The sequence below is a fragment of the Pseudoalteromonas sp. P80D2 genome, assembly GCF_036680945.1.
GTDB lineage: Bacteria > Pseudomonadota > Gammaproteobacteria > Enterobacterales > Alteromonadaceae > Pseudoalteromonas > Pseudoalteromonas shioyasakiensis.
The window spans coordinates 359327-377108 of sequence record NZ_JAZDAR010000047.1 but is presented as its reverse complement, the minus strand read 5'-3'; the positions used below and the strand labels follow the sequence as shown (position 1 = coordinate 377108).

The window sequence follows — 17782 nt, the reverse complement described above, 5'->3', positions numbered from 1 at the left end:
AGGATCTTATGTCAGATTTAAAAACCATGATCGAAAACGCCTGGGACAACCGCGATAGCATCAGCCCAAGCACGGTATCAAGTGAAGTAAAACAAGCTATTATCGACGCGCTTGAATTACTTGATAGCGGCGCTGCACGTGTTGCTGAAAAAATCAGTGGTGAGTGGGTTGTACATCAATGGTTAAAAAAAGCGGTGCTACTGTCTTTCCGTATTCGTGATAACCAACCAATGAGCGATGGTGTTAATCAGTTTTACGACAAAGTACCACTTAAATTTAGCGACTATACACCAGAGCAATTCCAACAAGGCGGCATGCGTGTTGTGCCTAATGCTGTGGCACGTAAAGGCAGCTTCGTAGGTAAAAACGTGGTGCTTATGCCATCTTATGTCAACATTGGCGCCTACGTTGATGAAGGTACCATGGTTGATACATGGGCAACGGTTGGCTCATGTGCACAAATTGGTAAAAACGTTCACTTATCTGGCGGTGTAGGCATTGGTGGTGTGCTTGAGCCACTACAAGCTAACCCAACTATTATTGAAGACAACTGCTTCATTGGCGCACGTTCTGAAATTGTTGAAGGTGTTGTAGTTGAAGAAGGCGCCGTTATCTCGATGGGTGTTTACATCAGCCAAAGCACACGTATCTATGACCGTGAAACTGGCGAAATCCATTACGGCCGAGTACCAGCTGGTGCGGTTGTTGTTCCTGGTTCTTTACCGTCAAAAGATGGTTCGCACAGCCTATATGCTGCCATCATCGTGAAAAAAGTGGATCAGCAAACTCGCGAAAAAGTAGGTATTAATGCCCTACTTCGCTCGATTGATGAATAATAAAGCGGAGCTTTAAGCCGTCAGCTGTCAGCCGTCAGCTTAAGTTTGAGATAAGAAGCGCGATGCTAACTAGTTTCGCGCTTTTTTATTATCTGTAATGCAATGATTTTTAGCTAGTTTGTTGAGATATACTCACAAATATGTTTTAGTATAAAAAACAAACAAAAATAATAGTAAAAATGTTTAAGTCTTTTCGGAGTTTTACCCACACGGAGTTATTTTATTACACAGGGTTATTCTATCTTGTGGCAATCTTGCTGTTTGTATCACGTAGTTACCTATACGAATTTTTTGTAACTGATATGAATTCACATCGCATAGAAGTTAAAGAACTTGAAGTTGCTTTAACATCGCACGTTAATAAAGATTATGTTTTTGAAGCATTGCAAACAACCTTAGATGGCCTTGCAACCCCAGATCGAGTTGCAGTTACAATCCAATGTTATACGGTTTTCTGTGATGTTAGTTTTACGAACCCATTTATCACCATTAACGACCACAATCACTACAGTGCAGAAGTAAAACGTGTGTTTGAGCAAAATGTGGCTTCCCTTAGCCGAAAAGATACTACTCCCTAGTTTCAGGCGCTATTACTTAATGCTTTTAACTTAAAGCTCCTCAGCTAAATTGTTACATCTTATTTCAAATACACACTTTATCGCTTAATTACGGCTATTCAGCGTTACTTCTGAAACACATTTCATTTACCTCACTGGCACTTTTTTTACATCGCACTACAATGCACACAAACTGATTTTGGAACACACACAATGAATCTGACACGTAGTTCGCTGAAAAACCCTGCGAGTGTTATTGTCATCTTGGTGTTGATTATGTTGTTTGGCATGTTGAGCATTTTTAAGCTGCCAATTCAGCTCACACCAGATATTGAGCAACCGCAGATCACTATTTTCTCTGGCTGGCGCCAAGCTGCACCTGAAGAGATTGAATCGGTGATCATTGAGCCGCTCGAGAACGCAGTAAAAAACACCCCGGGTGCCTTAGAGGTTAATACTTACATTAACCGTGGTAATGGCTCTATCACGTTGACTTTTGCTGTTGGGCAAAACATGCAACAGGCTATGCTTGATGTGTTAACTAGCCTTAACCAAGCGCCGCCCCTGCCGTTAGATGCATTTGATCCTGTTGTATTTGCTGGCGGTAATAATGGGGAAGCCGCAGCAACGTTACTGGTCACCCCGAAAGATTTTAATAGCGACAGCCTTGATTTAGACATGGCGCAGTTCCAAAAACAAATCGATGAATTTGTTGAGCCCCGTTTGGCACGTATTCCTGGTGTTGCCCGCGTTGATTTAGCCAGTGAGCGACCAAAAGAATTACGTATCACCTTTGACCCTCACAAAGCCGCCGCACTTGGCGTCAGCCTTGACCAAATCAGTAACGTATTAGCCAGCTCACGCGATACCTCTGGTGGCCTTGCCAATGTTGGCCGTCGTCAATATACCGTACGCTTTACTGGGCAATATGATTTATCGAGCATGGCACAAATGCGCGTTGGTTATTCAGGCGATAGACCCATTTACCTTGGCGATATCGCAAGTGTAGAGCGCACTTTTTCTGACCGTTTAGGGATGAGTGGTCGAAATGGTAAACCCGCGTATTACATTCGTATTTCGCGCGCTAACGAAGCCAATACCGTTGCCCTACTCGACGAAATTAACCTTGCCATTAAAGAGCTAAACGAAGGGCCGCTGGCTGAGAATGGCTTATCGATTGAATTAAGTTTTGATGCCTCTGTGCATATTCGTAATGCTTTGTCGTTGGTAAAAAGTAACTTAGGCCTAGGTGTTCTGCTGTCGTGTTTAATCTTGTGGCTGTTCTTTAGAGGCTTAAAGGCCACGTTTGTGATTGCAGCGACAATTCCTGTCTCTTTGTTAGTCGCGTTTTTAACGTTGAATATTTTTGATCGCAGTTTAAATGTTATTTCACTGGCAGGCCTTGCCTTTGCTGTTGGCTTAGTACTTGATGCCGCCATCATAGTGCAAGAAAACATCGCAAGGCTCAGAAGCGAAGGCTTTGATACTAAAAAAGCCGCGCTAAAAGGCGCAGCTCAAGTAACAGGCGCTTTATTTGCCTCAACCACCACCAGCGTTGCTATCTTCTTGCCAATTTTATTTATGGCAGGTATTGAGGGGCAGTTATTCTCGGACTTGGCGCTTACCTTATCCATTGCAGTTATTGCCTCTATGATTTGCGCAATTACACTTATTCCGTTAGCTAACCACTTTTGGCCAGACAAAGAGCTAAAAGCGGATCCTTATAGTAAATATTGGCATAAGCTAACTAACTTCATCATGGCGCTTACCAATACCCGCGTTAAACAAATAGTATGGATAGTGTCGTTATTGGGTGGCTCACTCGTCGCGACCATGACCATGCTCCCGAAAACTGATTTTATGCCGCGCGCACCAACCGATGGCTTTTTCTTTAACTTAAATACCCCGCCTGGCGGCAATGTGCAGTTTATGGAAGAAGAGCTGCTGATGCGTATTAAAAAGCGTTTAATGCCTTATTACACAGGTGAAAAAGAGCCGGGAATTAAAGATTTTAACTTTTATGCTTTTGGTTCGAACGCTGGCGGTTTTATTTATTCTGCCGATCCGCAACGTGTTGAAGAACTAATGAAGGTAGCCCGAGAAGAGATCTTCATTGATTTGCCCGACACCCAAGTATTTTTCTTTAGAGGGTCGATGATCCAAGTTGCTAATGGCGGTGATGGTCGCAATATCAATATCGATTTAACGGGTCCGAATATGGACGAGCTAATAGCCGGTGCTAATGTGGCGCTGCAAGCTGTTACTGAAGCAATGCCGAATGCCACCGCAAGGCCACAACCACGACTCGATATGGCAGAGCCAGAACTTAGGCTCACACCCAATGACCGCCGTATAACCCAAGCAGGGCTAACTCGTCGTGATGTATCTCAAGCAGTGCAAGCCTATACAGGTGGGTTATTTGTTAATGAATACTTTGATGGCAACGAACGCATGAACGTGATTTTGCGCGGTATACCGTGGCAAACTCCAGAGGAGCTTAAAGCACTGCCTATTGTGACCCCGCAATCAGGTATTCAAACCTTAGGTGAGCTTGCCAATATTGAGCGCACCGTAGGCCCAACACAGCTTAGACGTGTTAATGGCCGCCGTACCGTGAGTATTGTTGTCACGCCACCAGCAGACATGAGCTTGCAACAAGCGCAAACTATTCTCTCTGAGCAAGTTATGCCAAAAGTTCGTGCAAGCTTGCCTGACAGCTCTGGCGCGATTTTGGCGGGTAACGCACAAAAGATGAATTCGGCCATGCAAGAAATGACAATCAACTTTATCTTGGCTCTGTTTATTTTATTCTTGCTAATGACCGCATTGTTTAAGTCAGCCAAAGACAGCGCGTTAGTTTTACTGGTTATGCCACTGGCAATTGCAGGCGGTGTACTGGCTTTATTTGTACTTAACTTATTTACCTTTCAATCGCTCGACTTACTGACCATGATTGGCTTTATTATCTTGCTGGGTCTGGTGGTAAATAATGCCATTTTATTGGTTGATCAAACCCGTGTCGCGATGGCCGCAGGGCTCAGCCGAGAAGACGCTGTTCGCCAAGCAGTGCTACTGCGCGCAAGACCCGTTTACTTAAGTACCTTAACCAGCTTATTTGGCATGCTGCCACTGATGCTAATGCCGGGGGTCGGATCAGAAATTTACCGTGGCCTTGCCACTGTGATTGTCGGCGGCATGGCTATTAGCGCCCTATTCACCCTGATATTAATGCCAAGTTTATTGCAACTTGGCAGACAACTGCCGCCTGTTAATAACAAACAGCAACCAGAAAAAATGCCTTTAAGCTTGGTATCGAATCAATGAGTATTAAAACAATGAACACACCTTTTCGTAAATTAACCGCTCGCTTTTGTGCGCTATTCAGTCTTATCGCATTTAACGCCTTTGCAGTCGTGCCGGTTACGGTAGAAACCGTCACACAAGCTCCACTGACAAGCGAAATTGAAGTAAGCGGCACTTTGTATGGCAAAGACGATGTAACCCTAACAGCAGGCGTTAGCGGGCGTTTATTATATGTTGTTGAGCCAGGTACTCTGGTGAAAAGTGGCGACACCCTAGTTCGTATGGACACCTTACCGCTTGAACTTGAAAAAGCACGCCAGCAAGAAATGCTCAACCGCGCCAAAATAAACCTACGCTTATATCAACAAGAGCTCGCTCGTTTACAAAAACTCGCCAAAGCCAGTAGTGCTGCAGCAAGCCAAGTCGATGATATGCAAAATAAGCATGACCTTGCGTTATCTGATATCGCACTGGCTAAGGTTGAATTAAAAGTGATAGACGATCAACTTTCGCGTGCAACCGTGCGCGCCCCATTTGATGGCGTGATCAGCGAGCGTTTTAAACGCGCTGGTCGCGAAATAAATCGCGCAGATGAACTGGTCACTCTGCTCGATATTAATAACTTAGAAGTGCGTTTGTATGTACCTGTTAAATACTTAAAGTTTTTACACAAAGGCATAGAGTTACCAATTCAAGCCGGCGACTTATCAGCCCCTGATATGACAACAGCCACCATAACAGCGGTGATCCCATCAACCGATCCGCGTTCACAAACCGTAGAAGTACGTGCCCTACTAGCAAATGATGCCGAGCAAACATGGGCAATTGGCCAACTGGTTGATGTAGCCGTGCCACTAAAAAGCAAAGGAGATGTACTACTGGTGAATCGCGATGCGCTGATTTTACGCAAAAAAGGCACCCATATCGTCAAAATCGACAACGACAACAAAGCCCTGCAAATTCCCGTAAAAGTAGGTAATGGCAAAGATAAACTTGTTGAAGTCACTCCGACTTCTAACATCGCTTTAAATGCGGGCGATAAAGTGGCAGTACGCGGCGCCGAGCAACTACAAACCGGGCAAGAAGTCGAAGTTCAGGTAAAGCAATAACTGTTAGGCTTGAGATGACTGCCAGCTATCAAATATTTTAAGAGCTGGCAGTTCTAATAAAGGGTAGTAATGATTATTAAGAGTTGCGCTTGCTTTTGACTTTCTAGGAAGCAAAAAGCAAGACAAGACCCCTTTATTTTTTTGGTAAATGTTATGACCGGGTAAGAGATAACGTATAGTGGAAATTTGGCCTGACTAAAAAATCGTTCGATAAAAGCGTGGGAAAAACCGTCATAACCCTGCCAAATTTTATGATAAATAATTTGGTAAACGTTATGACGATAATTTTGTAAACAACACTTTAGATTTAATGGAATTGAATTATAAGAGGCGACCTATTTAGTTGACCCTTTATCACTTTTCTTTTTCTCAAACCTAATAAAGGTAAAATTAAACAATAAGATTAATCCAATAAATATAACTAATTTAACAAGAATATGATTTTCATCAAACAAGTATAGAACTATCAACGTTGATATAAATACACTTATATAAATATATTTACTAGAATATATTTTATAAATTTTTTTAAAGTATTCTCGGATCATAAACTTAATTCCTCTAAAGCACCATTTTTAATTTAACAACTTTCTCTTTTTATCCTCGTCCCAGTACAACTGACCTTATCCTTAAATGGCACTCGGTCTGTAGTTTCGTCGGGCGATTCATTTCTCTCCTGATTGTTTATATCGCCGTGAATAGAGTGATAAATAGTTTCACCACCTGAGTTGATAACTTTATATGAGTTCCCCACCTCTTTGTAGCCAGAATCGTTATCAAAAGTTGACGTAATTTCGAGTTCTGTTATTACTTCAATTGTATCACCCTCAGAAAGAGCAAACTCAACTTCAGTAAGATAGGAGTCGACAGCCAGTCCAGTAGGCGCTAAGTATGGATGAATGCGAGCTGCAATGACTCCGGCTGCGGTAGCCGTAAGATTGTTAACATGCCCAGCATTTGTATTTATTCTCTCGGCCTCCTTTCGCGTTAGCGGACCTACTTTATAGGAAAACGAAATACGCTGCCCAGTTTGACCGTTAGGATCAACCATATTAGCCGGATCATTACCTACATACGCATACATATTCATTCCATCTTTATATCCAATGGGATCAGTCTGCATAAAACGCCCTAATTCAGGTTGATAAACCCGTGCTTTGTAGTGATAAAGCTTAGTACCTGGGATTAAGATTTGCCCAGTATAACGGAAACGCGATGAGCTGGTATTAATTGGCTCTCCAAATGGGCCATATTTATGCGTAGCGACAATTGAACCAGAGCCATTCGTTTCACTAATAAGTTGCCACATAAGACTTACCAAGGGCAAAAAGCAAAACATGGTCCTTCATTTTCTCCTTTTGGTTAGAACTGACCCTATTGGTTACTTGGAGGCAGGGACATAACTTTAATCTTTGTTCCTTGGTTTATCTGCATCTGGGTTAAAGTACAGATATAAAACAAATATAAAATACATAGAAAGTACAACCCCGCAACAGGTGATCAGAAGTCGATAAAATATTTCTAAGGGTTCTCCCACAACTTCGGATGTGAGCATCCGGTACAGCACAAGTAATAAAATTATACTTGAAGAGATTAAGCTATATTTTATTGCTCTTATAAAAATATTTTTACTTTTCATATACTACTTTTTATTTGGTTTCATTGCTTCATCAACAGTTTTTCTTACGATATCCTTTGTTATTTGTGTCGCAATATCGGTAGCTTGGTTGTCTAATACTCCAAACGAACCTTCTGCTGCTTCAGCGACTTTGCCAATAGCATTACCAACTGCTTTCTAGGTCCAGTTACATACATCAGCCCAATTACCAAAGTATCTCTAATAGATGGTGTATTACTATTTGATGATTCATTGACTGCATCCCCTATTGCTCCAGCGGCACCGCTACCTGCTGGCAGAACGGCACAAATCAGATCCTATTTGCTTTGAGAAGTATTTCAAAGAAATCCTATTAATTCCTTGGTTTATCTGCATCTGGGTTAAAGTACAGGTAAACAATTAGTAAGATGTAAACGCAAGCATAAACAAAAGGCCAAGCAAAAATATACCTTATGGCTATTTCAAAATTTGTACCGACTCTTTCCCCTATAGCGAGTCTAATAGTTACAAATATCATAATAAGTACCGTGGCCCATAATGCATGTTTAACTGGGCGTCTAAAAAAATTTTTTTCTTTAAGCATTAATCAATTTCCTATACGACAAGTTAGAGTTGCTTCTTTTTATTTAACTTAGAGTCAACTATCTTCGACGCAGGATTACCGACTAAATCCGACGTTACATCAACAGGCCACTTTATTCCAACCCCTTCGATTACAAATTTTATGTCATCAATCGAACTTAATGCAGAGCTTAGTATATCCATAGCTCATCTATGCATTCATAGTCTTGTGCAATTTGAAAAACTTTGCCTACACTAGGAACTTGAGAAAATCCCTCAACTCTAATCTAAAACATATCTATTCCACTGATAGGAGCAGGTCTTGTTTTTTTACTTATTAAAGTAAAAAAGATAGGGCAGCCCACTTCATATACGCTTAGTTAAACAAACTAAATAAATTTAGCTGATGTAAGATCAAATTGTGACAATGTACTTTTTCCTTTTTTATATTCAAGAATATTGCCCTTTGATATAGAAAGCTTGCCTAGATAACTATTAAACAAGAGTTCTCTTGGTAGAGTCTTAACAATAATTAGTTGATCTGCTAATTTGCAATCCAAATAAACAAATTGAGTTAATTTAAATTCATGCATTGAGAGTGTAGCAATGACTTTAGATTCTATTGATTTCTTGGCCGATACTTTTTCAGATTGAACCCATTCATTCTCATAATTGTTAGCTTCGAACCGTTGCAGTATATCCAAGCTTTGTTCAAGAGGAATTGGCATTGCAGATATAGCAGCCGACAAAGCTTTTTCTAATATCCTTATGTAATGCTGTTGAAACTGAGAATCCTTTAAATGGCTTATTTTCTCTAACGGGTAATGAACTACAACTTCGAGGAAAGGCACAACTTTCATTGGCTGCACCCTTATCTCTGTACTGCCATCTGTCACATAAACATTTATTCGTGAGTATTTAGAGGTAAACTTGAGTTTACCGATTTCCCTTTCCCAAAAATTACACAAGCAACGAGACTTAAAAAGAAACACCTTTTTATCTTCTTCCGAATAATTACCGTCAAGGTAAAGTTCTATTTGACTTAACTTTGGCATAAATCTATTGCCTCTTAGTTTTAGACTTTTTTAGAAGCCGAAAGGTAGCTCCACCCTCCATTTGCTCTAACCAGTAGAGTAATTTTATTTTTCGAGGGTGGCGATTATATTAATGATTGCTAACTCACCACTTATGAATTCAGAAAGACACCAAACAGATGTATTACCCTCTATTGCAATTGGCTGCAAATCGTCCTGTAAGCTACTCTTAAACAAAGAAAGACTTCTTTCAGATGTTTTTATTTTTTTAATACTTAATTGATTTAACCAACCCTTCGTTGCTTCTTGAATATTGTCACCCCTAGACTGAGATATGAAAGTACCGCCATTCCAATCCATTAAAAACGTATACAACTTTGTACCTGACATTTATCTATAACCTTTAATTTTTTCAATCTATTGGGTTAGATTTTGCTTATGACTTTTTACTCAATAGGCACAAGACCTAAGCCTTCAAAATTAAACAATTCATTATTTTTACCAGCTACAGGATACAAGAAAGTTAAACCTTACAATTTGTATCACCAAACTTAATTAAGTTGTTTAGTTGATGTTTTGATGGTTGGTATGGTGAGCACAAAACTTTAATGAATTGTGATTTATCTTCCTCATCCATATCAATCCAACTTCTAGTTTCTCGTATCCAGTTCTTTATACACTCATAGCCATGCCAATCTTCATTTAGTTTAATTAATGACGACCAACCAATCGCTTCATCGTGCTCGTCGTTTTCCAACAGAGTATGAACAATATCCGCAAGAATCCTTGATGATAAATCTGCAATAATCCCACTATATGGAATGGCGGAATCAAAGTGCGACTCTTTGAACTTTGCCTCAACAATGGCTCTGTGAAGGGCCATCAACTCTGATGCTTTTGTAATATTCATATTTCCCAACCTAAAGTTTTAAGAGGGTCAAGTCTTGTTTTTTGCCTTATGAAAGAAAAAACAAGATCAGGGGCCTTCGACTTCCTTACTATCCAGAGTACCTAACTTAATTCCGATGACAGTACCAACAATCGCAAAGGCTATACTCAAAGGCACTTCTACAAACCATAAAGGTGGGATAAATAACGTTTGTAATAGTATCGATACAATTACTGTTCCCACTATAAAGCTCAGTAAATATACACTTAGGGCATAATTCCAAGCTTTTACAACATTGCGCTTAGCCATAACGGTATAAATTGCTGCGCTCAATAAATAAGAGGGTAATAACTGGTATGTAAAATATTTGCCGAATGAGAGTGAAGCTAAATTATCACTACCAATTATTAGAGTGATAAAAGTACTTAATACGGTATTCAAAGCCAGCATGGCTAAAGTGTATTTTACTATCCTTAAACTTTTCAATTTGTCTCCATGTGTCATGTCACAATCATGATTTAAAAATGGCTGATAATGGCTTCTGCAGAGCAAGTATTCAGAAAACCACTTATAATCGCAGCCTCCTTTCACAAGGCCAACAGCTCTCACAGCAAACAGCCAAACCCTTTTAATGAAATTTCTTGAGTATTCGCGCCACTTTGGTTTTTATGTTGAATGATCAAACGTGAATCTTGGCTAGTAAAGGTAAAGGTTCCGAGCCAAGGAAGCTGAGCAATTGGTTGCATGTGGTAAAAACCATTGGCATCAAAGCATATAAATGAGAACTCATGATGTACCGGTGCAAATACGCCATAATCAGCGGTAAATACAGCAATGTTGTCTTGCAGCATAAAATGTTTCGCTTGCGTGCCCGCTACTAAATACCAAAAGCATATTGCTGTCATTATCACCACTTGTAAGCCGCCGAGTAAAAATACTGAAAATTTAACAATACGAGTCGATTTACTAGCTTCCATATAAAGGCGCTTTGCTTTGAGTAATAACCAAAGCCCAATGGCAACCATAGTTAGCTTTACAATCATCAGTGCTACGCCTATTTGATACATCAGCTTAGGGCTATGCCATTGAATGCCAAATGTTTGCGGGATAAACAAGCTATCAATTAAGGGCAGCAAAATGAGTAGGAATGGCAGAATAAGCGCTTTGTTTTTCATTATTTACTTTTCTAGTGTTCTCGCATAGATAAGAGCCTAATGTTAATTCTTGGGCTCTAAAAAAGCAAAAAGGCGCAACCTGAGGTTACGCCTTTTATCGTTCTGGGCAGAACTTAAAATTTACAGTGCAGCGAATACATCGTCTGTTTTAGCAGCACAGATAAAATCATTTTTGTGTAACCCTTTGATAGAGTGGCTCCACCAAGTAACGGTTACTTTGCCCCACTCGGTTAACAGGCCTGGGTGGTGACCTTCTTCTTCAGCCATATCGCCCACTTTATTAGTGAACTCAAGTGCTTGCTTGAAGTTTTTAAACTTGTAAACACGCTCTAATTGCATAATGCCGTCGCGCACTTCAGGAACCCAGTCTGGGATCATTTTGATCAATTCTGCTAATTCAGCATCAGATACTTTAGGCGCATCCGCACGACACGATTCACACTTTTGTGTGCTTAATGAAGACATTATAAATCCTTAACTTGCTAATTTTTCTTTAGGAGGAAACTTTGGCTCATGTAGCCCTAATTCTTTTGCTTTACTCACCAGCGACATGATATCCATTTGTGAAATATCAAATAAGTCATTGATTGAGTTAATGGTGTAGTACACAGGCTGCATAATATCAATACGATAAGGTGTACGTAATACATCAAGCACGTTCATCGCATTGATTTCTGGCTTATCTGAGTACACGTATTGTGTTTCGCCTGGGCTTGATAAAATACCACCACCATAAATTCGCAGACCTTGTTCGGTTTGCATTAAACCAAACTCAACAGTAAACCAGTAAAGGCGTGCTAAATAAACACGATCTTTCTTTTCAGCGGCATAACCTAACTGACCATATTTGTGTGTAAACTCAGCAAATGCTGGGTTGGTAAGCATCGCACAATGACCAAAAATCTCGTGGAAGATATCTGGCTCTTGTAAGTAGTCAAACTCTTCTCGGCTGCGAATAAAAGTCGCTACTGGGAACTGCTTGTTTGCTAGTAATCGAAAGAACTCATCAAAATCGATCAGTGCCGGAACAGGCGCAACTTGCCAGCCCGTTGTTTCGAGTAGCACTTCGTTGAGTTCACTAAGTTGTGGAATACGATCTGTTGGTAAATTAATTTTCTTAAGGCCTGCTAAATATTCATCACAGGCTTTACCTTCTATGCAAGCGAGTTGGCGAGCAACTAGCTCAGACCATATTTTATTTTCTTCTTCGCTCCAATGGATAACCCCATTTTCATCAGGTTGCTTGGAGGTGTAATTACTTGCTTTAGCCATAATAACCTTCTTCGTTAAATCTTGATCAGCATTGATCAGAATCTCATTAACTTGTTAAGCCGATACTATGTAAAAGTAAGCGAAATTTTAATAGTTAAGGCTGTTTCTAAGGTTTGCAGAAACAGCCCTAACGTAAACATAAAATTACACTAAAAGATCAAAAAGTTTACAGACCACGTTTTTAAAGGGTTAAAACCAGCCTTTGTCGTAAACTTAAAATTACAACCTAACCAACGAATGTAAATGCAGCTTTAAGATCGTTAATAATATCGTTAACATCCTCAAGACCAACTGATAATCGAATTAAGCCATCACTGATCCCTGCAGCTGCTCTTTCTTCGGGTGTATAAGGCGAATGTGTCATCGATGCAGGATGTTGAATGAGGGTTTCTGCATCCCCTAAACTGACAGCAAGCGTGCAAAGCTGGGTGTTATTTATAAATGTTTCGCCATCTTTAAGGCTGCCTTTTATTTCAAAGGCAATAACACCACCAGCGGCTTTCATCTGTGAGCCAATAAATTGATGACCCGGATGTGATTTAAGCCCAGGGTAATAAACTTGGCTTACTAACGGGTGTTGCTCTAAATATTCAGCAACTACTTGTGCACTTGCACAGTGGCGCTCCATGCGTACAGCAAGGGTTTTTAAACCGCGATTAATTAACCATGCATCATGAGGACTAATCGTTGCACCAATATCTTTTAGCACCGTCATTTTGACTAGGTTGATATGCTCCTCTGTGCCGCATACAAGCCCAGCCACCACATCACCATGGCCATTTAGGTATTTAGTTGCGCTGTGTACCACAATATCAATACCAAACGAGGTAGGTTGCTGGAGCAGAGGCGTTAAGAAGGTATTGTCGATAACGCTTATCAGTTGATGCTGTTTGGCAACATCGGCAATCAAACTTAGATCAAGCACCGCCATGGTCGGATTAATTGGCGTTTCTGCAAAAATCATTTTTGAATTGGCTTTAACCGCGCCGCGAAGTTCAGCCTCGTTGGTCATATCAACAAAAGTAACTTCGATACCAAAGCGCGGCAACATGTGAGCAAAAAATGCAAAAGTACAACCGTATAACGCGCTTGATGCCACTAGGTGGTCACCTTGTTGTAAAAAGCTAAGCACAGACGCAGACACAGCCCCCATACCGGTCGCTGTGGCAGCCGCTGCTTCACAGTTTTCTAACTGAGCCACTTTTTGTTCTAGCTCTTGGGTTGTCGGATTACCCAAACGGGTATAAATAAAGCCCTGCTCTTCACCGGCAAATCGGGCTGCACCTTGGGCTGCATTAGCAAAAGAGAAGGTAGAGGTTTGGTAAAGTGGCGCACTCAGTGCGCCATGTGGATCATTTGGTTTTTCTGGACCGTGAATACATTGTGTATGTAAGTGATGCTTAGTCATTGTGTGTTCTCGTTTTTATTATCAGTACTTCATACTCATAAATAAAACGTAGATACCCACAATGCACAAGCATGCCGGATGCTCAGATGGCTAAATATCACTCAGCCGTTTTTATTAACTGTACACAAAAGTTGTCATTTTGTATTTTCGGTCTCTTTGTCGCTCGTACGTGAGGCAATTTTACGGGCAATACTATTGGCGGTTTCTTTTAGCAAGCTGCGCTTATGCTCTAAGCGAGGTAACGGGCGACTAAGCTCCATCGCTTTATACCCTATACGCGCGGTAAAAATACCAGCACTTAGCCCTTGCGCTGCTCGGCCCGACAATTTCCCGAGTAATTCAGCGCTTAGTGCCGTTGCTGCTAAATCTGAAACTAACTCTGCACTACCAACAAACAATACTTGTTTCACTAATAAGCGGTACAATTTAATACGGCTTGCATAACCAAAACCAATACCGTAAATACGGCCAATTTGCTCAATGAGCTTAGTGCCACGCCATAGCACCGCCATCATATCGACTAAAGCCAACGGGCTTAGCGCAACCAATAAGCCAGACTCAGTGGCAAAACGGTTAATCAGTTTTTTCGCTTGCTGATCTTGGCTTACCAATAAGCTATCGGCGTATAAGGTCATGATTTCTTTATCGGTATGGTGACTTGCTATTTGTTGCTTAAACTCTTCAAACCCAGTAAGCGTTTGATGTTTATTAAGCTTTTCTAGCCATGGTAATGCTTCACCTACTTGCTCGCTATTAAGTAAGCGGTCGGCCTCTGTGCGATGCAATTGATTACGCTTCAAACTTCTTAGCATACGGTACTCGCGCCAAATAACACGGGCAATCAGTAGCACACCACTGAGAACAGCCGTTAAATACAGCGAACCTAAAATAATTGATTGCTGAAACGTCACAAACAATGACATCGCAAACTCAAGTAACACTAACGCTAAAAAGCTAACAACAAACACCCCTTTTAGGGTTTGCCATTTCGACTTTTTATACACAGGCTCAAGCTCTATGCTATCTTGCTGATCTTCTTCAGTGTCGATAAATTCGGCGTTTTCTATCACTTTAGCAACTGTTAACTCCTCTGCAGGAGCTTCGTTGCTTGCAGAGCTTGAAATACGGCGACCTGCCTGAAAGTTCATCTCCTTTGGTTGCTCACTCATGTTAGTTTATCTCCTATCAGGTACTGCATGACATGATCTAAACGAATATGCTTTAACCGTTTATCAGGGCATGGCAGTGGCGAAAACGATAAGAACTCAAAGCCCTGTTTTGGCCACTCTTGTTTGTTGAGAAGGCGTGACGGTGGCTGCGGCGGTAAATACGTTAACCATTCTTGCTCGCCTAAAGGCTTGCCATAAATACAAGCTAACTGTTGGCCTTTCTCAGCCACTTGGCGCGGCTCTGTAGCGCAGATAGATGACATTGCCATGGTTTCGATTTGCACGCCTTCGAACTTTAAATGATTCGTTTGGTCATGCACGATTGAATCAAGCAATAACGCTAAATCTTTATGATATTGCGCACTAATATGATCTGACTTGTTGGCCGCAAACAGTAGCTTGTCGATGTTTGGTTTAAACAAACGCTTAAAGAAGCTTGCTTCACCATAATTAAAGTGCGCCAGCAATTGGTTAATAACACGACTTTGCTCATGCAAGGTTTCGCTTCCTTCATTCAAGGCACTGAGCACATCCACTAGCACAATTTGTCGGTCAAAATGACGAAAATGCTGCTCGTAAAAAGGTTTTACAACCTCTTTTACATAGGCTTTATAGCGCTTTTTAAGATGCGCTAAATTGGACCCTTCGATTATGTCGTCTGGCACATTCGCAACCGGAAAAAACTGTAGTAGCGGCGCTCCTTTAAGCTCACCTGGCATCAGCATGCGACCAGGTTGCAGCATGGCAAGTTTGGTGTCTTTTTTAAGGCCCACTAATAACTGCTGATAAAGCGCAGCGACATCAGCAAGTTTGCTTTCATCAACACTGGCTGATAGATCAAGTTCAGCAAGGGCTGTTAAAAATGGCTTCGCTTTTTCGTTGCGTGCGGTTTGCTGCAAGAGTGAGTATTGTGATTCACACCAATCAGCAAATGATTGCTCTAGCATTGGCAAATCAAGTAGCCATTCACCTGGGTAATCAATAATGTCTAAATAGAGTGTTGATTGCGGTGCAAAATGACCGCGTAACCCCGAATTACTTTGGTATTTAATTGCTAAACGTAGCGTATTTATACGCTCGGTAGAGGCAGGCCATGCAGGCTCACCTTCAATAGGTAATAACGCTGATAATGCATTTGTGTATTCAAATGTCGGTATTGTCAGTGCTTGCTGCGGCACTATTTTTGTGGCGATATGACGCTTTTCGCGCATCACATCAAAAAAAGGTAAGTTTTTATCGTCAGCTTGGCTGGTTAAATGTTTAACCAAGGCGGTAATAAAAGCGGTTTTACCGCTGCCACTTAACCCTGTAACGGCTAATTTCACGTGTTGATCTAAACTACGGTGAAGGGCTTTTTCCGCTTTATTTTTTAACGAATTAAAGGTGTTCTTTGCAAATGATTGGCTCATAAAGTGTCTAGCACCTTATTTGCGCTGGGTATCACGATGCAAACAAGGTGCGTATATATCCTTTAAAGTTTGTTGATTTCACGGCTAACCGTAAATTCTGTTGATGTGACATAGCGTTCCATCTCTTGTAAACGACCATCAACTCGTGCAAGACGATCTTTTAAGTCTTGCAATGCACGGCGAGGTGGTTCCCCTTTTTGCCATACTTTAAATTTTACTTCAAGCGGGTCTTGGTGAATGCTGTCTGTGCTTTTCTCTGTTTTTTCTGCTGGTTTTTTATCTAAAATAAACCAAGCAGCAATGTAAGCAACAACAATAAATGGACCACCTGATAATAGCACTGCTGTCACGACTAAAATACGTACCAGCCAAAGCTCCATGTTAAAGTAATCGCTGATACCTGCGCACACACCTGCTATTTTGCCACGCTCTGCGTCTCTAAATAATTCGCGTTTGGTACTCATACTTTACGTCTCCACTGCGGAGCCTCTTGGTCAAGTAAGGCTTCTAATGTTTCAACACGCTCTGCCATTTTATCTGCTTTTTGTGCAAGCTCTAATAATTGGCGGTGCTCGTGTTCACTTAAACCTTGGCTCACTTGTTTTTTACTACGGTAATGTAAAATTAGCCAAAGTGGGGCAACAACCACCATAAAAACAATAATCGGTGCCATCAAAACTTCTGCGTCGAACATGGTACTCTCCTGTCAATCCGGTATGTGTTTAAGCATTGGGGGACATGCCCCCATTTATTATTTTTTATCTGCTAGTTTTTTCTTAAGCTCAGCTAGCTCATCATCAATCTTTTCGTCTTGCTGAAGACCAGCAATTTCGTCAGCTAATGATTTTTTACCAAGATCATAAGATTCTATTTGTGATTCTAGACCATCGATCTTAGTTTCGTAACGTTCGAAGCGGTTTAAAGCGTCTTCAACTTTAGAGCTGTCGAGTGCTTTTTTAACTTCAAGACGTGACTCAGCAGAGCGTTGACGTAAGATGATTGCTTTTTGACGCGCTTTTGCATCAGCTAGCTTCTCTTGTAACGTGCTGACTTCTTGCTGTAGTTTCTCGATGTGAGACTCTACATGCTCAAGCTCAGTTTCAACCGCTGCGACTGCATCTGCTGACTTTTGCTTTTCAATCAGTGCTGCACGTGCTAAATCATCACGGTCTTTATTTAGTGCTAATTCAGCTTTTTCTTGCCAGTCTGCAACTTGAACTTTTAAAGTTTCAACGCGACGTACTAGCTCTTTTTTCTCAGCAAGTGTTTTTGCTGATGTAGAGCGAACTTCTACTAATGTATCTTCCATCTCTTGGATGATCAGGCGAACCATTTTTTCTGGGTCTTCTGCTTTATCTAAGATGGCATTGATATTAGAATTAACGATGTCTGCAAAACGTGAAAAAATTCCCATAACATTTACCTCTTTGGTGTTTTAACTT

At 41.0% G+C, this 17782-nt stretch carries 19 protein-coding genes; 4 read left to right on the top strand and 15 right to left on the bottom strand.

From position 1 onward, the window contains the following. The first annotated feature begins 8 nt into the window (after nucleotides 1–8). From dapD to VRK28_RS13725, 4 genes are all read left to right on the top strand, one after another. A complete protein-coding gene (gene dapD / locus VRK28_RS13740) occupies nucleotides 9–836 on the top strand; it encodes a 2,3,4,5-tetrahydropyridine-2,6-dicarboxylate N-succinyltransferase (RefSeq protein WP_054553126.1) in 828 nt (275 codons plus the stop codon). A 302-nt stretch (nucleotides 837–1138) separates the two neighbouring features. Further along, on the top strand, nucleotides 1139–1414 hold the full coding sequence (locus VRK28_RS13735; protein WP_253109031.1) for a hypothetical protein: 276 nt from the start codon (nucleotides 1139–1141) through the stop codon (nucleotides 1412–1414). Nucleotides 1415–1606: 192 nt separating this feature from the next. Then, nucleotides 1607–4717 (top strand): efflux RND transporter permease subunit, encoded by a 3111-nt coding sequence (locus tag VRK28_RS13730; RefSeq protein ID WP_062566879.1) that lies wholly within the window; start codon nucleotides 1607–1609, stop codon nucleotides 4715–4717. Nucleotides 4718–4728: 11 nt separating this feature from the next. After that, nucleotides 4729–5805 (top strand): efflux RND transporter periplasmic adaptor subunit, encoded by a 1077-nt coding sequence (locus tag VRK28_RS13725; RefSeq protein WP_062566979.1) that lies wholly within the window; start codon nucleotides 4729–4731, stop codon nucleotides 5803–5805. 580 nt (nucleotides 5806–6385) lie between these two features. Here the strand turns inward: VRK28_RS13725 and VRK28_RS13720 are convergent. The 15 genes from VRK28_RS13720 to pspA form a co-directional block, all read right to left on the bottom strand. After that, a complete protein-coding gene (locus tag VRK28_RS13720; RefSeq protein WP_208855501.1) occupies nucleotides 6386–7114 on the bottom strand; it encodes an RHS repeat-associated core domain-containing protein in 729 nt (242 codons plus the stop codon). A 915-nt stretch (nucleotides 7115–8029) separates the two neighbouring features. Continuing rightward, on the bottom strand, nucleotides 8030–8188 hold the full coding sequence (locus VRK28_RS13715) for a hypothetical protein (protein ID WP_156426509.1): 159 nt from the start codon (nucleotides 8186–8188) through the stop codon (nucleotides 8030–8032). 185 nt (nucleotides 8189–8373) lie between these two features. Beyond that, on the bottom strand, nucleotides 8374–9039 hold the full coding sequence (locus VRK28_RS13710) for a hypothetical protein (RefSeq protein WP_062566875.1): 666 nt from the start codon (nucleotides 9037–9039) through the stop codon (nucleotides 8374–8376). Nucleotides 9040–9123: 84 nt separating this feature from the next. Continuing rightward, entirely contained in the window at nucleotides 9124–9408 is a 285-nt protein-coding gene (locus VRK28_RS13705; protein ID WP_062566874.1) for a hypothetical protein, read from the bottom strand. Between the two features lie 133 nt (nucleotides 9409–9541). Next, entirely contained in the window at nucleotides 9542–9928 is a 387-nt protein-coding gene (locus tag VRK28_RS13700; RefSeq protein WP_062566873.1) for a hypothetical protein, read from the bottom strand. Between the two features lie 66 nt (nucleotides 9929–9994). Continuing rightward, nucleotides 9995–10411 carry a hypothetical protein gene (locus tag VRK28_RS13695; protein ID WP_156426508.1) on the bottom strand — a complete coding sequence of 139 codons (417 nt, stop codon included), beginning with the start codon at nucleotides 10409–10411 and terminating at the stop codon, nucleotides 9995–9997. 101 nt (nucleotides 10412–10512) lie between these two features. Further along, nucleotides 10513–11082 (bottom strand): hypothetical protein, encoded by a 570-nt coding sequence (locus VRK28_RS13690; RefSeq protein WP_062566871.1) that lies wholly within the window; start codon nucleotides 11080–11082, stop codon nucleotides 10513–10515. Between the two features lie 120 nt (nucleotides 11083–11202). Further along, nucleotides 11203–11547 (bottom strand): 4a-hydroxytetrahydrobiopterin dehydratase, encoded by a 345-nt coding sequence (locus VRK28_RS13685; protein WP_332394035.1) that lies wholly within the window; start codon nucleotides 11545–11547, stop codon nucleotides 11203–11205. Nucleotides 11548–11556: 9 nt separating this feature from the next. Then, on the bottom strand, nucleotides 11557–12354 hold the full coding sequence (phhA, locus tag VRK28_RS13680) for a phenylalanine 4-monooxygenase (protein WP_054553132.1): 798 nt from the start codon (nucleotides 12352–12354) through the stop codon (nucleotides 11557–11559). A 226-nt stretch (nucleotides 12355–12580) separates the two neighbouring features. After that, nucleotides 12581–13762 (bottom strand): methionine gamma-lyase, encoded by a 1182-nt coding sequence (megL, locus tag VRK28_RS13675; RefSeq protein ID WP_062566870.1) that lies wholly within the window; start codon nucleotides 13760–13762, stop codon nucleotides 12581–12583. 134 nt (nucleotides 13763–13896) lie between these two features. After that, a complete protein-coding gene (locus tag VRK28_RS13670) occupies nucleotides 13897–14931 on the bottom strand; it encodes a TIGR01620 family protein (protein ID WP_062566869.1) in 1035 nt (344 codons plus the stop codon). Continuing rightward, entirely contained in the window at nucleotides 14928–16340 is a 1413-nt protein-coding gene (locus VRK28_RS13665) for a YcjX family protein (protein ID WP_062566868.1), read from the bottom strand. The genes VRK28_RS13670 and VRK28_RS13665 overlap by 4 nt, the downstream gene beginning before the upstream one ends. Nucleotides 16341–16402: 62 nt before the next feature. Beyond that, nucleotides 16403–16804, bottom strand: a complete 402-nt coding sequence (gene pspC / locus VRK28_RS13660) for an envelope stress response membrane protein PspC (RefSeq protein WP_054562063.1) — start codon at nucleotides 16802–16804, stop codon at nucleotides 16403–16405. Beyond that, entirely contained in the window at nucleotides 16801–17034 is a 234-nt protein-coding gene (gene pspB, locus VRK28_RS13655; protein ID WP_036969793.1) for an envelope stress response membrane protein PspB, read from the bottom strand. Before pspB ends, pspC begins: the two co-directional genes overlap by 4 nt. A 57-nt stretch (nucleotides 17035–17091) precedes the next feature. After that, a complete protein-coding gene (gene pspA, locus VRK28_RS13650) occupies nucleotides 17092–17754 on the bottom strand; it encodes a phage shock protein PspA (RefSeq protein WP_054562064.1) in 663 nt (220 codons plus the stop codon). Nucleotides 17755–17782 lie beyond the last annotated feature (28 nt).

Excerpts from the sequence above, each read along its gene's own strand:
- VRK28_RS13720 (WP_208855501.1), bottom strand. The coding sequence starts at position 7,114 with ATGTGGCAACTTATTAGTGAAACGAATGGCTCTGGTTCAATTGTCGCT.
- VRK28_RS13695 (WP_156426508.1), bottom strand. The coding sequence starts at position 10,411 with ATGACACATGGAGACAAATTGAAAAGTTTAAGGATAGTAAAATACACT.
- VRK28_RS13730 (WP_062566879.1), top strand. The coding sequence starts at position 1,607 with ATGAATCTGACACGTAGTTCGCTGAAAAACCCTGCGAGTGTTATTGTC.
- megL (WP_062566870.1), bottom strand. The coding sequence starts at position 13,762 with ATGACTAAGCATCACTTACATACACAATGTATTCACGGTCCAGAAAAA.
- VRK28_RS13670 (WP_062566869.1), bottom strand. The coding sequence starts at position 14,931 with ATGAGTGAGCAACCAAAGGAGATGAACTTTCAGGCAGGTCGCCGTATT.
- VRK28_RS13715 (WP_156426509.1), bottom strand. The coding sequence starts at position 8,188 with ATGGATATACTAAGCTCTGCATTAAGTTCGATTGATGACATAAAATTT.
- VRK28_RS13665 (WP_062566868.1), bottom strand. The coding sequence starts at position 16,340 with ATGAGCCAATCATTTGCAAAGAACACCTTTAATTCGTTAAAAAATAAA.
- pspB (WP_036969793.1), bottom strand. The coding sequence starts at position 17,034 with ATGTTCGACGCAGAAGTTTTGATGGCACCGATTATTGTTTTTATGGTG.
- VRK28_RS13705 (WP_062566874.1), bottom strand. The coding sequence starts at position 9,408 with ATGTCAGGTACAAAGTTGTATACGTTTTTAATGGATTGGAATGGCGGT.
- VRK28_RS13710 (WP_062566875.1), bottom strand. The coding sequence starts at position 9,039 with ATGCCAAAGTTAAGTCAAATAGAACTTTACCTTGACGGTAATTATTCG.
- VRK28_RS13690 (WP_062566871.1), bottom strand. The coding sequence starts at position 11,082 with ATGAAAAACAAAGCGCTTATTCTGCCATTCCTACTCATTTTGCTGCCC.
- dapD (WP_054553126.1), top strand. The coding sequence starts at position 9 with ATGTCAGATTTAAAAACCATGATCGAAAACGCCTGGGACAACCGCGAT.
- phhA (WP_054553132.1), bottom strand. The coding sequence starts at position 12,354 with ATGGCTAAAGCAAGTAATTACACCTCCAAGCAACCTGATGAAAATGGG.
- VRK28_RS13735 (WP_253109031.1), top strand. The coding sequence starts at position 1,139 with ATGAATTCACATCGCATAGAAGTTAAAGAACTTGAAGTTGCTTTAACA.
- VRK28_RS13685 (WP_332394035.1), bottom strand. The coding sequence starts at position 11,547 with ATGTCTTCATTAAGCACACAAAAGTGTGAATCGTGTCGTGCGGATGCG.
- VRK28_RS13700 (WP_062566873.1), bottom strand. The coding sequence starts at position 9,928 with ATGAATATTACAAAAGCATCAGAGTTGATGGCCCTTCACAGAGCCATT.
- VRK28_RS13725 (WP_062566979.1), top strand. The coding sequence starts at position 4,729 with ATGAACACACCTTTTCGTAAATTAACCGCTCGCTTTTGTGCGCTATTC.
- pspA (WP_054562064.1), bottom strand. The coding sequence starts at position 17,754 with ATGGGAATTTTTTCACGTTTTGCAGACATCGTTAATTCTAATATCAAT.
- pspC (WP_054562063.1), bottom strand. The coding sequence starts at position 16,804 with ATGAGTACCAAACGCGAATTATTTAGAGACGCAGAGCGTGGCAAAATA.